At 60.6% G+C, this 13356-nt stretch carries 13 protein-coding genes and 1 tRNA gene; 4 read left to right on the forward strand and 10 right to left on the reverse strand.

Features of this window, described 5'->3' with window-relative positions; all coding sequences use genetic code 11:
- On the forward strand, positions 1-401 hold a 401-nt coding region (locus ACEW8N_RS04915), incomplete at its 5' end, for a HEAT repeat domain-containing protein (RefSeq protein ID WP_373498690.1).
- Positions 377-1018, forward strand: coding sequence for a lysostaphin resistance A-like protein (locus ACEW8N_RS04920; RefSeq protein ID WP_373498691.1), 642 nt, complete (start codon positions 377-379; stop codon positions 1016-1018). The genes ACEW8N_RS04915 and ACEW8N_RS04920, both read left to right, overlap by 25 nt.
- Here ACEW8N_RS04920 and ACEW8N_RS04925 read toward each other — a convergent pair.
- Positions 1009-2256: a lipoprotein-releasing ABC transporter permease subunit gene (locus ACEW8N_RS04925; protein WP_373498692.1), complete on the reverse strand. Its 1248-nt coding sequence runs from the start codon at positions 2254-2256 to the stop codon at positions 1009-1011. The two genes, ACEW8N_RS04920 and ACEW8N_RS04925, sit on opposite strands and share 10 nt — an antisense overlap.
- Positions 2257-2283: 27 nt before the next feature.
- Positions 2284-4029: a YcaO-like family protein gene (locus ACEW8N_RS04930; RefSeq protein WP_373498693.1), complete on the reverse strand. Its 1746-nt coding sequence runs from the start codon at positions 4027-4029 to the stop codon at positions 2284-2286.
- A 130-nt stretch (positions 4030-4159) separates the two neighbouring features.
- Here ACEW8N_RS04930 and ACEW8N_RS04935 point away from each other — a divergent pair.
- Both ACEW8N_RS04935 and ACEW8N_RS04940 read left to right on the forward strand, forming a co-directional pair.
- Positions 4160-4235: transfer RNA gene (locus tag ACEW8N_RS04935), tRNA-Ala, on the forward strand.
- A gap of 180 nt (positions 4236-4415) precedes the next feature.
- On the forward strand, positions 4416-5642 hold the full coding sequence (locus ACEW8N_RS04940; protein ID WP_373498694.1) for a tyrosine-type recombinase/integrase: 1227 nt from the start codon (positions 4416-4418) through the stop codon (positions 5640-5642).
- A 168-nt stretch (positions 5643-5810) separates the two neighbouring features.
- Here the strand turns inward: ACEW8N_RS04940 and ACEW8N_RS04945 are convergent, their stop codons facing one another.
- From ACEW8N_RS04945 to ACEW8N_RS04980, 8 genes are all read right to left on the reverse strand, one after another.
- Positions 5811-6773, reverse strand: a complete 963-nt coding sequence (locus ACEW8N_RS04945) for a transposase (RefSeq protein ID WP_373498695.1) — start codon at positions 6771-6773, stop codon at positions 5811-5813.
- 170 nt (positions 6774-6943) lie between these two features.
- Positions 6944-8167 (reverse strand): patatin-like phospholipase family protein, encoded by a 1224-nt coding sequence (locus ACEW8N_RS04950; RefSeq protein WP_373498696.1) that lies wholly within the window; start codon positions 8165-8167, stop codon positions 6944-6946.
- A 34-nt stretch (positions 8168-8201) separates the two neighbouring features.
- Positions 8202-8405, reverse strand: a complete 204-nt coding sequence (locus tag ACEW8N_RS04955) for a hypothetical protein (protein ID WP_373498697.1) — start codon at positions 8403-8405, stop codon at positions 8202-8204.
- 259 nt (positions 8406-8664) lie between these two features.
- Positions 8665-9714 carry an AI-2E family transporter gene (locus ACEW8N_RS04960; protein WP_373498698.1) on the reverse strand — a complete coding sequence of 350 codons (1050 nt, stop codon included), beginning with the start codon at positions 9712-9714 and terminating at the stop codon, positions 8665-8667.
- Positions 9715-10032: 318 nt separating this feature from the next.
- The gene (locus ACEW8N_RS04965) at positions 10033-11385 is read right to left on the reverse strand and encodes an OmpP1/FadL family transporter (RefSeq protein WP_373498699.1); all 1353 of its coding nucleotides are present in this window, start codon (positions 11383-11385) and stop codon (positions 10033-10035) included.
- A gap of 243 nt (positions 11386-11628) precedes the next feature.
- Positions 11629-12084: a hypothetical protein gene (locus ACEW8N_RS04970; protein WP_373498700.1), complete on the reverse strand. Its 456-nt coding sequence runs from the start codon at positions 12082-12084 to the stop codon at positions 11629-11631.
- Between the two features lie 19 nt (positions 12085-12103).
- Positions 12104-12886, reverse strand: a complete 783-nt coding sequence (locus ACEW8N_RS04975) for a DUF2092 domain-containing protein (protein ID WP_373498701.1) — start codon at positions 12884-12886, stop codon at positions 12104-12106.
- 74 nt (positions 12887-12960) lie between these two features.
- The gene (locus ACEW8N_RS04980) at positions 12961-13350 is read right to left on the reverse strand and encodes a hypothetical protein (protein ID WP_373498702.1); all 390 of its coding nucleotides are present in this window, start codon (positions 13348-13350) and stop codon (positions 12961-12963) included.
- Positions 13351-13356 lie beyond the last annotated feature (6 nt).

The following is a 13356-nucleotide window of genomic DNA, read 5'->3' on the forward strand; positions in this document are numbered from 1 at the left end:
GGGTTTCGGGGGAAAGCGCCCTCCGGTCGCTCCTCGAAGCCGACGATCCCGCCCTTCGGACAGCCGGGCTGGCCTGGACGGTCCGAAATCGCCGCGAGATCGCGGGGCTCGCGGACCTCGAATTCCTGGCCCGCAGCCCGGACCTCCGGGAGCGGCTGTGGCTGGCCAGGGCCCTGGGGGTCAGCCGCCGCCCCGACACCTTTCCGGTCCTCGCGGGGCTCCTGGAGGATCCCCGGATCAATGTGGCCTATCAGGCCTGCCATGCCATGGGCGAGAGGGGGGACCGCCGCGGCGTCGGGCCGCTTCTGTCCCTGATCGGACGATCCGGGGAGTGGTATGTCCAGCTTTACGCTTACCGGGCGGCGAGGAGGCTGGGATGGCACCAGGTCCCGTCGGGCTGAGGCCGCTGATCGCCTGCATTGCCGCCGCCGCCGTCATAGAGCTGGCCATGGCCCGGATGATCGATGCGGGCCGGATCGGCCCCATGGCGGCCCTGGGCTGGGGGCGGACGGCCGAGGCGGCGGCGTTTATGGTCGTCATGAGCCGGTGGGGCGGTGGGCTCGGCCGGATCGGGCTCCTGCCGGAGGCGATCCTCCCCGGTCTCGTCCGGGGGGGGATCTGGGCGGCTTGCGTCGGCCTTCTTACGGCCGCGGGATTTGCCGTCCTGCATCTCCTGAAGATCGACCCACTGGCCCTCCTGCCCGTCCGGCTTCCCCGGGAGGCCCATGCCCGCATCGTCCTGTTTGCCGTGGGAGGGCTCATCGGGCCGGTGGCCGAAGAGATCTTCTTCCGGGGAGTCCTGTACGGCTACCTCAGGCGGTGGGGGGTGATTCCGGCCGTGGCCGTCAGCACCGCCGCCTTCGCCCTGCTCCATGCCGGCGCGGGCCTCGTCCAGGTCGCCGGCGGCCTGCTCTTTGCCGCGGCCTATGAAATCGAAGGGCGCCTCGCAGCGCCCTTGGTGATCCATGTTGCGGGAAATATGGCGATCTTCGCCCTTCCCCTGGTGTTTCAACCGTAGCGGAAGGCCTCGACGGGGTTGTAGCGCGCGGCCCGGCGGGCCGGGTAGAGGGTGGAGACATAGCAGACGGCCAGGGTGGAAACCACGATGAAAAGGACGTCCAGGGCCTCCAGGCTGACCGGGAGGGTGGTGAAGAAATAGACGTCTTTGGGCAGTTCGATGAAATGATACCGCTTCAGGACGGCCGATAGCACAAATCCGCCGATGGTCCCGAGAAGGGTCCCCACCACGCCGATCACCATCCCCTTGTAGACGAAGATCTTCCGGATGCTGCGGTCCGTGGCGCCCATGGCCTTCAGGATGGCGATGTCTCCGGTTTTTCCCATGACCATCATGATGAGCGCGCTGGCGATGTTGAAGGCCGCGACCAGTACGATGAGGGCGAGGATGATGAACATCACCGCCTTCTGGAGTTTCAGGGCCGAAAAGATGTTGCGGTTCAGGCGCATCCAGTCCTGGGCCCAGTATTCGTACCCGAGGCCCGCGGCGGCCCGTCTGGAGATCTCTCCGGCCTGGTAGATGTCGTTCACCCGGATCTCGATTCCGGTGACCGCATCCGGCGTCCGGAGGATCCCCTGTGCGTCTTTCAGCGTCACATAGGCCATGGCCTTGTCGAATTCATAGAGCCCCGATGCAAAGGTCCCGACGACCCGGAACTGGCGGACGGTGGGGAGCCGTCCGAGGCCGCCCGGCTCTCCGCCGGACCCGCCCGGGCCGCTGGGTCCATTGGGAATGATGAGGGAGACGAGTTTCCCGGTTTCCACGCCCAGGATCCCGGCCAGCTCCTTGCCCAGGATGACCCCCGGCACCCCAGCTTCCGGCGGTTCACCCAGGATATCCAGGGTCTTGGGGTCGAGGCTGGGGATCACCTTGCCCGCGGTGGCCGGATCGATTCCCCGGAGAATGGCGCCGGTGAGGCCCGACGGGGACCGGAGCATGACCTGGGTGAAGACATAGGGGGTCGCCGCCGTGACGCCGGAGGTTTGGCGGATCCTGGCGAGGGCCTCTGGGTAATCCGTGAACGCCTCGCCGTGGCGGAGGATGGCGGCGTGGGCGGTAATGCCCAGCATGCGCGACCGAAGCTCGGATTCGGCCCCCGACATGACCGCGATGACCACGATCATCACCATGACGCCCACGGCCACCCCGGTGGTGGACAAAAAGGTGATGAGCGAGACGAAGGCGTGCTTCTTCCGGGTCCTCAGGTATCGATTGCCGATGAAATATTCAAAGGACATGGGTGCTCGATCCCGGCCTGTCCTCCATTAGCGGGAGACCCCGGCGGAGGAGAGGAGCCGCTCCAGGTTGTCCTGGGCGAAGGTGATGGACGGATCCATGGAGAGGGCCATCTGATAATAGAAGATCGCCTTTTCCGGATTCCCCATATCCCGGTAGTTGGAGGCGATGTTGGCATAGTCGATGGCGGAGCCGGGGTTGATGCGGAGCACGGCCTTGAAGCTTTCGATGGCCTGATCGTGCTGCTTCAGCTTGAAATGGCAGAACCCCTTGAGGTTGTGGAGGTCGGTCCGGTCCGGGTCGAGCTGAAGACCTTTTTCGAGCGCCGCCAGGGCCTCCCGGTAGCGTTCGAGGTCCTTGAGGCACACCCCCATGAACGAATAGATGCTCGGGATGTCCTGGGGCGCCGGGTTCAGGTCCATGGCACGCTTCAGGCAGGCCAGGGCCGTATCGGTTTCGCCCATGTCGAGATAGGCGGTCCCCAGATAGAACTGGACGTAGTATTTGTCGGGCATCTGCTTTTCGACATCCCGGAGTTCCATGACCGCTATCGGCGCTGGATTGGTCTCGGCGATGAGTTTGGCGCAGAACATCCCCACGCTGCCCCCCTCGGCCCGCTCCCGGAAATGGGCGCCGGGAATGACGGTGTAGAACGCCGGGATTTCGAGGCCTTTATGGGTGACATCCACGGCGAGAACGTCCATGTGATGCCGGGAAAGGGCCGCCAGCAGGTGGTTGATTTCCACCTTGAGGTTGTCGTGGGACAGGTCGGGCAGGGCGCCTATGGCATGGAAGCGTTCCGGCTGGGTGATGTACTGCGCCTCATCGATGTCGGTGAACTTGGGCAGACCGCTGGCCAGAAAGTTGGACCCGGTATTGAAATCCCCCCCGAGCTGGGCGGTTTCGCTCAAGGCCCGGCTCAAGGCCTTCTGGGGGTTGGGCGTGGTGCCGGCGGTCCAGACGATCTCGCTTTTGTCCGGGAAGGTGGCGGGGTCCCAGGCCAGCACGGCGACCGTGGGGACGCCCGTGTCCAGGGTGAAGTCCGAGAGGTGGATCCGCACCCCGGCCCGATGGAATTTATCGATCATCCCCCGGACCACCGGGTCGGTGACGGAGCCGGGGTCGATCCCGGGGACATTCAGCCGGCCCCGGCTCACCACCGAGGAGACATGCCGCTCCACCACCTCGCAGATCCCCTGGCTCAGGGCCTCCTCCACGCAGTTTCCCGCGCAGGCTCCGTTGAACTCGTTGATCGTGAAAAACCAGTCGAAGGGGAGGAGGACCGGCGCGTCCTGGGTGAGGTTGTATCCTCTGGCCCACCGGAGGGGCATCTCCTCGAAGATCTTCCGGGCCCGGTCGATGTCTTCCGAGGTGTCGTGGACGGACCGGGCGATGGATTCAAAGGGCAGGGACGGCCCTTTGAGCTCCTTCCGGGTGGCGGTGATGAAATTCCTGGGGTCGCGGTAGTAGCTGAAAAAGCTGTAGCGCTCTCCCAACTCCATCACGGCGCTCGCCTCGGCCTGTTCAGGGGTCGCCCCTTTCCCCATCTGCTTCCGGGTGCCGGTGACCTTCTCGGCGTCGGGGCTGCAGTAGCTCATGTAGACGGGAATATCCAGGCGGCCGTTGTCGATGCGGACGACCTCGTCGAGGATCTTGACATCCAACTGTTCGATTTTCTGCTTGAACCGCCGGACGGTCTCCTCCGGCGGCAGGGTTTTGTCCAGGTCGTGGGTCGATTGCTTGTATATGTCTTTCAACACGATTTTATCGGTCATTCGTTTTGTCTCCATGGGGTACGCTGATCTTTACGGGGGCTCATCATGCACCTTTTTCAGGGAATAAAACAAGCGTTTTTTTGAATTGACTTCGCCAATTCCTTTTGGTATAGACACCATCTCATGTTGTGGGGATGTAGCTCAGTTGGGAGAGCGCAGCGTTCGCAATGCTGAGGTCAGGGGTTCGATCCCCCTCATCTCCACCACCATCAAATCCAACAGCGTCCAAAGCTGTCCAGAAAGGCCTGATAAATCGGGCCTTTTTCTTTTTTTGTTGTCCGATAACATCCAATGGGATAGGATAAAATCCAAGAGGTTTGGGGGTACATATGGGGGTATTCAGCCCCTCCCCAAACAGAGATACCCCCAAAAATGAGGGAGGTCCTATGCCTAAACGGATTACGCCGCTCAGCGACACCAAAGTCAGAACGATCAAGCCGGCCGAAAAGCCCCAGAAGCTCTTTGATGGTGGAGGGCTTTTCCTCCTGGTCACCCCGACCGGCGGAAAGCTCTGGCGGCTCAAGTATCGTTTTGGGGGTACGGAGAAGCTGCTGGCCATTGGCTCATACCCCCAAATCTCCCTTGCCGAGGCCAGGCAGAGGCGTGACCAGGCAAGCGCCTCGATAGCCAGCGGCATTGACCCCAGTGACACCAAGAAGGCCCAAAAAGCGGCAGACACCCAGGAGACCGAGACCTTCGAGGTCATCGCCCGGGAGTGGCACACCAAATTTTCACCGACCTGGGCCGACAGTCACGCGAACAAGATCATCCGTCGCCTTGAACTCTATGCCTTTCCGTGGTTGGGAAGCCGGCCGATACGGTCGATTACGGCGCCGGATCTGCTTACGATCCTGCGAAGGATTGAGGCGAGGGGTGCACTTGACACCGCTCATCGGACCCAACAAACCTGCGGGCAGGTCTTCCGGTACGCCATAGCAACGGGCAGGGCCGATCGTGATCCATCCGGCGACCTTCGCGGCGCTATCCCCCCGGCCGCGGGCAAGCACATGGCCACCATCACCGACCCCAAGGAAATCGCCGGCCTGTTGCGCTCCATTGAAAGTTACCGCGGCAGCATCGTTACCCGATGCGCCCTCCAGTTGGCGCCATTGGTCTTTGTCCGCCCGGGGGAACTGAGGCATGCCGAGTGGTCGGAGTTCGACCTGGATGCGGCGGAATGGCGGATTCCCGCCGAAAAGATGAAGGCGGGCGCATTGCATATCGTGCCCTTGTCCAGGCAGGCTTTGGATGTACTTCGGGAGATTCAGCCGTTGACGGGGCATGGCCGGTATGTCTTTCCAAGCCCCCGGACCGATGCGAGGCCGATGAGCAGCAACGCCATATTGTCCGCCCTTCGCCGCATGGGATACGCCAAGGAGGAGATGAGCGGCCATGGCTTCAGGAGCATGGCGAGCACGCTGTTGAATGAACAGGGGTGGAATCGGGACGCCATCGAGCGGCAGCTTGCCCATTCCGAAAGGGACAGCGTCAGGGCCGCCTACAACTACGCCGAGTTCCTGCCGGAACGGAAAAAGATGATGCAGGCCTGGGCCGACTACCTGGACGGACTCAAGGCCGGGGCCAGGGTCATCCCGATCCGGGCGACAGGGTGAATTCGGCGTAATTCCATTGATATAAAAGATCCGGCAACCAGGATAGGGGGACTTAACCAATACTTGGGTTTAATTTTTGTAAAAACACAAAATCGCGCGAGGGCTTGACGCACGGGCATCCGCACGACTGAACGCGATTCAGCGTGTGTCTACAAAATCGGGGGGTTTTCAGGACAGTTTTTCCAGCTCGACGACCTGCTTCGGCGGGGTGATCTTTAACAATTTAAGCATGTTGATGGTTGAGGCGGGCAATTCGTTGCGCATGAGCACACGAAATTTTAAATTGAAAAATTCTGTGATCTGAAGCGCATCCAGCGCCGCCTGAATCTGGTTCCAGGGCTTGCCGCAGGCCAGCTCGGCGACGCGTTCGATCAGGAGCGCCAGGACACAGATTTTGACGTGGGCCTCGATGCGCCGGGATGCCCAGTGGTACATGGGCATCATCTTGATCTGAGTCCGTTTGAGGGAACGGAAGCAGCGTTCGATGACCATCAGACCCTTGTAGCCGCAGGCGGCGTCTTCCAGGCTGATGGTGTCGTCGTTGGTCTCGAGGACCCACTTGCCGTCAAACTTTGCCGCTTCCCGGATTTTGGCGCGATCGATACGGACCTTGTTGGCGTCGGTAACCGACAGGTATCGTTTGAAACGGCGGGAGGCCAGGAGCTCGATGGCCCATTGGGCGGATGCCGACGCATCCTTGTGGGATGCAAGTTCCTTCTCCAAGATGTCGACGGTCATTTCCCGGTGCTTGCGCTGACGCTCCGCCTCCCTGGGATTGTAGCACAGGATGTAGCGCCTGCGCCGCTCGCCGTCGCCCACGACCACCTCCTTTGCATGAAGGTTTTCCTTGAAAACGGTGTAGCGGCCGCGCTTGCTCAGGACATCCTTGCGGATCTCGGCCACGTTGGACATGCGGCATGCCAGGAGATACTTGCCGCAGGCTCTGGCCAACTCCTTGCGGTTTTCCTCGGAGTTCATGCCCGAGTCGGCGACAAACAGCGCACGGCCCAAGTTCCAGCCCCTCAGGTCGGCGCGGACCTTCTCGACGGTCGCCACGTCGGAGGTATTGCCCGGCAGAACCCAGCTGCGCACGGGGATGCCCTCGCGGGTCACCGCCAGGGCGACCACCACTTATACCCACTATTCTCGGGCCTCCGCAAGTTTCTTTTCCCTTTCTTCCTCACAATTTTATGCAACTACAGGGATAACCTATTGAACTGAACCAGTGCCGTGCGCACTCGGTGGGTCAATTTATCTGAGCACAGGTGGATCCGTTTTCTTTAGCGTCCAGGACCTGCGCGCTACGGCGCCGTTTTAACTGCTGCCGCAGCGTCCGCTTGAGCGAATCCCGGCGGTACTTTGATCCACGGGAAACCCTTCAACATCATGTCATAACCAGTTTTGTAAAGCGCGCGCATGTACTCGGTGTCGAATTCCTCCTTGTGGGGCGCTTTGAAACTCGCCGGTATGAACCCGAGGTTGAAATCCACGTCGTCGCGCTGGGCGGTGGCGTAGATTCGGTAGAGATCACCAATGCCCTGACTGTGGATCAACGAAGTGACCGCACGCCCGGCGATGCTGAGCGTGCTGCGTTCGACCTCGGCCCATTCCGGGTCGAGCCGCGCGTTGCGAATCACGTAAAGCTTGCGCTCGCGAGTTACGCCCATTTTCGCCGACGCGTCTTTCACGCGGATTGCCGCCGGATACGCGAATACCTGCGCCATGATGCCGCCGTCCACGTGCATTTCCTGATAAGGCTTGCCGTCGGCTTCCACATCGACCATGATCGGCGGAAAACCGCCTGGAATCGCGGCGGATGCAATCATGACCTTCACAAACAGATCCAAAGCCCTCGGGCCGCCGTAGGTCGCGATTTTCCCCATGTCCCACATGATAGCGCGGCGCGCATCGAGATCGGCGGTGGCGATCAGGAGAAAGCGGCCTTTCGCGTATTCCGCGGCGATCCGCTTGAGCAATGCCTCGTCGACAATCTTGCGCGTCAGGTTCACCAGCGGTGTATTGTCCGCCATGGCGTCGCTCAAAACGCCGGAGATGAAATTGCGCGGTGCGATGACGTCTTTCGGAGAGAGGGTGGTATAGACCTTTTTCAGCGTCGCATCGTAATCCGGACCGAGGAAGGCAAAAGGCCCAATCAGGGCGCCGGTGCTGATGCCGGTAACCAGTTTGAACTCAGGGCGCGTGCCGGTGGCTGTCCAGGCATTCAGCACCCCCGCGGTGAAGGCGCCATTGTCGCCCCCACCCGAAATCGCCAGGAAAACCGCCGGAGGTATCGGCCCTTTATGCCCTTGTTTCAAAAGGGTATCCTGCTCCCGCCGCAGTGCTTCCCCCGCAACCTGGAGGAACCCGGTCATGTCGCCGCCTCCGACATACCGTACCCCGGGCATTCCCGGGATCTCCGCTTTGGATGTCAGCGGGGGCGGAACCGCCGACAGGCGCGACGGTGTCATCGCGCAGCCCTGCACCAGCAGCAACAAGATCGCCATCAGATAAGTGGTTTTCATCATCCTTCATTTCCTTTTCGTTGGGATAAGGTATCTCTCATTCGACCTTCACAACCACGTACTGTGTGCCGCAGGGCTGATAATACGTTCCGCCGCACTGGTGAAGGGTAACCCCTTCGATAACGACGGTAGAGCAGCCCCCCGGCAAGGCGGCGGCGTAAACCGCCGTTCTGCGGATGGTTCGCCGGGTCGTACGGCGGGCAACGCCGGCGACACTGACCGGCGTCAAGGGTCTGTTCAAACCCCATGAGGTTCTTTTCCCATGAATAACCGTTTCCGGCAAGTTGATATCTCAGCCCCGAAAACACCGCCGACCAGGCCAAGAACTTTTCGTTGATCCGTTCGGGACCCGCCGACCGTCGGCCGAGCCTTCTAATCCGATCGGTTCCCGAGATCAGCAGTTTGGGATTTGACGGCCTCCAGAAATCGGTCCGGGTCGTCCGGCGTGAACCGGATGTGTCCTGTCGGTGGCGTTGAGGATGGCAAAATAGGGATTTCTGTCAGTTCTGCCCTTCGCTGACCCAGTGCATTATCAGGTTGTAACCTACTGAAAGAACGATGGCCCCGGTGAACAGCCCGATCAAGCCGGAGAAGACAAACCCACCGATGGCGCCGAGGAAGATGACCATCATTGGCACGGTGGAACCTTTTCCCATCAGCAGGGGTTTCAGTACATTGTCGGAGAGGGCACTGGCCAGCAGCGGGATCGTCCACAGGATAGCCGGCGCCAGCTCTTTTACCGAGAAAAGGTAAATGATGACGGGTAGGATGACAATGATCGAAGGCAATTGAAGAATGGCAAAAACCAGCACAGCAAAGGCCCAGAGTCCTGGAAGAGGTACATTCGCCAACACGAACACCGCACCGGCTGTAAGAAACTGAAAGAATGCAACCCCGAGGATGCCTTTGGCGACATTCTTGACAGTCACTCCTGTGATAGAGATCATTTCATCGCTGCGTTCTCCGGCCAGGCGATGGATCAGCTTTCGCGCAAAATCGGCCGAAGTATCGGCTTTAATAAGAAATGCGCCGGCGATGATCACCGAGACGAAAAACATGAGGAGGCCCTTCCCGAAACCGCCTATCGGCCCGATAAGGGTCATGCCGAGTTTCGACAGGGGTTCCCTGTAAGTCGTGATAGCCGATTCCAGGCTCTGGGAGGCCAGCAACCATATTTGGGAAATAGGTTTTCCGATCAGGGGCCATCCAGCCACAGACGGGTCGGGGGGAGGGATCACAAGGGTCTGACTCCTGAACTGGGTGGCCAGGCTTTGTATCCCCTCAACCAGCGATTTGACAAGCAAGGCGGTTGGCAGCAGGAGGATAACAAGCATCAGTAGGGTCAACAAGACCCCTGCCAGGGTATCCCGTTTCCCCACCCAGCGTTTTACCATCGCAAAGAAGGGGTGCAGCCCGATGGCAATGATGGCACCCCAGATCACGGGCTCGAGGAAGGGGAGGATGATCCCGATGCACCAGGCGATGAGCAGGAAAAGCACGACGATCCTGAGAATGGTGTCGATTAAAGGAGTTTTAACGGTTTGGTTCATACGCTTATTTTACCTCACAAGGGAAGACGTAGAGGCCGGGGACCGCCTCGATAATTAGGCCGGACACAAGATCTATTGCCGGCCCAACACCATGAACAGCAAGATGGCTGTCACCAGATCGGACGCCCACTGTACCGGCGGCGCGAGCGTAAAAAAACCGAGAGCCCGTCCGCCAGCGCAGCCACAGTGAAGGCCAAGGTCGGCCTTCTCCTGGAAAAGGGTTTGCGGGGCGGACGCTGGGGTTCCTCGCCAGGCTGAATTGGTGTTTCTGCCGACATAACCTCGCCTGGTACCTCTGGAATCATGGATAATCTCCTTTCAGAAGGCCCAGTTGAAGTTGGCGGCGATGAAGAAAATGCCTGTATCCGGGTACGATCCAACGAGATCGCCTCGGCCGCCCCCCTCGACTGGCGATGTGCTTTGCTCGTTCACGTCGAGGGTGCCTCCGTAAGCGTACTCGGCCGCAACGCCCCAGCTGAAAGTCTTGCTCACTTGGTTCTGGACGCCGGCACCGAAACGCCAGGCATCATTCACCGGAAGGATCGGGGAAACCGTTGAGCCGCTCTGGAATTTTGAGTCATAGGCCACGCCGAAATTGAGCAGCCACGGGTCACTCAAGCGGTATTGCGCGCCCGCCGCGAAGTGCCAGGTATCCTTGAAGTCGAGGTCCTGCGTGAGGCTGGTGGGATTGGCCGTGTTGTCGATGCCGAGCTGCAGCTGGCCGAACTTCGACCACTGCTGCCAGCCCACACTGCCCAACACCGCCCATCGAGGGTTCACCTGGTGGAAGACGCTCGTCATCAGCTGCTGGGGAACCTTGATTCCCATGTTGATGTTCGGATTCAGCAGCCCAGCGTTCTGAAGAGTGGTCCCGAACTGACCCAGGTTGGAGAACTCGGGCGGGGCGCTGAAGTCGAGGTCTATCTGCGAGTTCCAGGTGAACCCGAGCCGGGTGCCGGCGTTGAACTCGTAGAGCAGCCCCAGGATAACGCCCCAGCCCCAGGTCTGGTCCTCGAAGTTCATCCCTGCATCGGTTTCCGCCCGGTGAGTCGGCACGAAATTCCCGGGCCGCTGCGCGTTCGGGATGTTGATCGCCAACTTGTACTCGGAGATGCCGTACATGGCATTCACGCTCGCCCCGAGCGAGAGCTTGTCGGTCGCCTTGTAGGCGATCGAGGGCAGGAAAGAAAGTCCAAGCATCGTGATGTCCTGGACATAGTAGCGGCCGACCCAGTCTTCGTCGTAACTCCCGGCAAGACCGAGGTTTCCCGTCATGGCGAAGCCGAGCTTGAGGTTGGCCGAGGCGCTGTAACTGAAGAACGCGCCGCCGCCCGGGAACCAGCCAATAGGATTGCCGCCGTCACCGGTGCCGAGGCTCGACGAAGTCCCGGACCCGATCGAAAATCCATAGTCGCCATAGAGCGCCTGTACTCCGAGAAGGGCCTGCGAGCCCTCGAGGCGCGTCATGCCGGCCGGGTTGCTGAGTATGGCCGAGGCATCCTGCGCGCGCGCGCCCCAGCCGGCCGAAGCAAGGCCTACGTCGGCTGTGCCGACCTCGTAAAGCAGGAGCCCGCCCGCAACGGCCTGACCGGCGCCGAACACGCCCAACCAAAGCACTGAGGCGATTAGAATAAGTTTCGTGCTGCGAATTGCTCTCTGCTGCGTGTGCATACGATCCTCCTCTTGGTTCTTAAGTTCGTCGGGTCACTGCCTGCGTCGCAGCGCTCCGCCCTCCTCACATATCACCGGACCGGCGGCGATAACGGTTTCTTGAACGACAGGCCCGGCCGCCAGGATGAACCTGATTCGCAGCATGCCCCCTAACCCCAACGTCTCGACCAGGGGCGGCTGTTTGAGGACCAGGAAGACGGTCCGGCGGATCGAGTTCCACTGCTCATTAGGTTCGCGATGCTTTCATTTCGGGTTCGTCGTTACATACTTCAGGGTGCTTCCCTCATATGCGGCCTGGTAGTAGTTTCGGCCGCACTGGTAGTAATTCACCCCGCCCACCGGGGTGGAAACACATCCTGGAGGAAGAGAGGAAACGACGGTCCCTAGCGGCAACGGGTTCCCGGAGGCGGCGGCCTGCTGCTGAGCCACTGCGGTCTTTTCTTTTTCAATAGCGAGCTGCTGCTCAGCCGCTGCGGTCTTTTCTTTTTCAATGGCGAGCTGCTGCTGAGCCGCTGCCGCCTCGGCCTCGGCCGCTGAGGATCCTGCTGAGCCGGCTGCGGCCCCGACGACGAAGGCTGCACCTCGGCCACGGAACGCCTGCGCTTCGGGCACCAGTTTTTCGGACAGATTCGGTAGACCAGTGATAAACATCAAGAAAACAATAATGACTGCTCCTGAAATCTTGCATATCAGTTTCATGGTTTTCCTCCTTTCGGTTTCAGCGGTTGGACACGCCGGTTGTTACGGGTGGCAAGAAAGAGATCGCCTGGGCATCCTTGGGCGGCACGAAGCTGAACCGGGCCTCGTCCACGGCAGGTGCAAGGTTCCAGTCGCTCAGGAACGTCGTGATGCTCGGCATCGAGGGGATTGCCGTTTCAGTAACAACATACTTGCGCGGCCATGGCCGTTCGCCTTCGGCAACCCAGACCTGGAAATCGACACCCGGCCGGCTGAAGAGCACATGATCGCACTTGACCCCGCCTACGAATGTCTTGCCGACCACCGCCGCCAGGGTCACATCCTGCATCAGCAGCGGAAAGGCATTGCGGTAGAGCAGATCGGCAGCGGGGAGCAGGATGCCGACCGTTTCGCGCGCGAAATCGATCGTCTTCTCGATCGTTTCGGGCGCTGTCTTGGTCGCATAGACCTTTTGGGATGGGTTGTACAGCGCCAGGGTTTTGCCGTCATAGAAAAAGCGCTGGTTCATCAATTCGCCTGTGCGCGCGGCGCGCAGCTTGTTCGGCCGCTTGACGGTCACATCCGCTGAGAGGTCATAATCAACCCGGTGCCCCGAAACGTGCAACTCCTCGATGATGCTCTGCGTCTTCACACTGAACTGCTGCAATCCGTCGAGAAAATCGGTCATCCGTTTCAATATCTGGACAGCGGCCGGATCCACCGCCGGCGCCTGGGCCTGGGCGTCCGTAGAAACGGTCACCAACAGGGCCAACACCCCGAGGGCGAACCAGGCCGCGACATTCCGTCTTTTCCATGTGTTCATTTTTTGCCTCCTTCTTCGATTGGTTTAGTTTGACAACCGGGGAGATTCCGGCCTTGTTCAGGGGGTTAACCTCACTAACGGCGGATACCTCTCCTATTTCCCGCCGCACCCGGCTGGTTGATTCCGGGGTCCCGCCCGACATTTCCCGCCGCACCGGGCTGGTTGATTCCGGGGTCCCGCCCGACATTTCCCGCCGCACCCGGCTGGTTGATTCCGGGGTCCCGCCCGACGTTGCCCGCTGCACCGGGCTGGTTGATTCCGGGGTCACGCGCGACATTGCCCACTGCACCCGGCTGGTTGATTCCGGGATCACGCCCGACGTTGCCCGCTGCACCGGGCTGGTTGATCCCGGGGTCACGCGCGTTCGACGTACCGGGCAGCGCCGCGACCATCGCAATGCTAATAACAATGGTCAGAATGAAAAGCGCTGCACTATCCAGCCAGTTGGATCGATAGTTGCTCATGTTCTT

Origin of the sequence: Desulfococcus sp. (assembly GCF_041737845.1) — a bacterium.
Lineage (GTDB): Bacteria > Desulfobacterota > Desulfobacteria > Desulfobacterales > Desulfococcaceae > Desulfococcus.

What these genes read in the sequence shown, in the direction of transcription:
- ACEW8N_RS04920 (WP_373498691.1), top strand. Translation starts at nt 377, where the DNA reads ATGGCACCAGGTCCCGTCGGGCTGAGGCCGCTGATCGCCTGCATTGCC.
- ACEW8N_RS04925 (WP_373498692.1), bottom strand. Translation starts at nt 2,256, where the DNA reads ATGTCCTTTGAATATTTCATCGGCAATCGATACCTGAGGACCCGGAAG.
- ACEW8N_RS04930 (WP_373498693.1), bottom strand. Translation starts at nt 4,029, where the DNA reads ATGACCGATAAAATCGTGTTGAAAGACATATACAAGCAATCGACCCAC.
- ACEW8N_RS04940 (WP_373498694.1), top strand. Translation starts at nt 4,416, where the DNA reads ATGCCTAAACGGATTACGCCGCTCAGCGACACCAAAGTCAGAACGATC.
- ACEW8N_RS04950 (WP_373498696.1), bottom strand. Translation starts at nt 8,167, where the DNA reads ATGATGAAAACCACTTATCTGATGGCGATCTTGTTGCTGCTGGTGCAG.
- ACEW8N_RS04960 (WP_373498698.1), bottom strand. Translation starts at nt 9,714, where the DNA reads ATGAACCAAACCGTTAAAACTCCTTTAATCGACACCATTCTCAGGATC.
- ACEW8N_RS04965 (WP_373498699.1), bottom strand. Translation starts at nt 11,385, where the DNA reads ATGCACACGCAGCAGAGAGCAATTCGCAGCACGAAACTTATTCTAATC.
- ACEW8N_RS04970 (WP_373498700.1), bottom strand. Translation starts at nt 12,084, where the DNA reads ATGAAACTGATATGCAAGATTTCAGGAGCAGTCATTATTGTTTTCTTG.
- ACEW8N_RS04975 (WP_373498701.1), bottom strand. Translation starts at nt 12,886, where the DNA reads ATGAACACATGGAAAAGACGGAATGTCGCGGCCTGGTTCGCCCTCGGG.
- ACEW8N_RS04980 (WP_373498702.1), bottom strand. Translation starts at nt 13,350, where the DNA reads ATGAGCAACTATCGATCCAACTGGCTGGATAGTGCAGCGCTTTTCATT.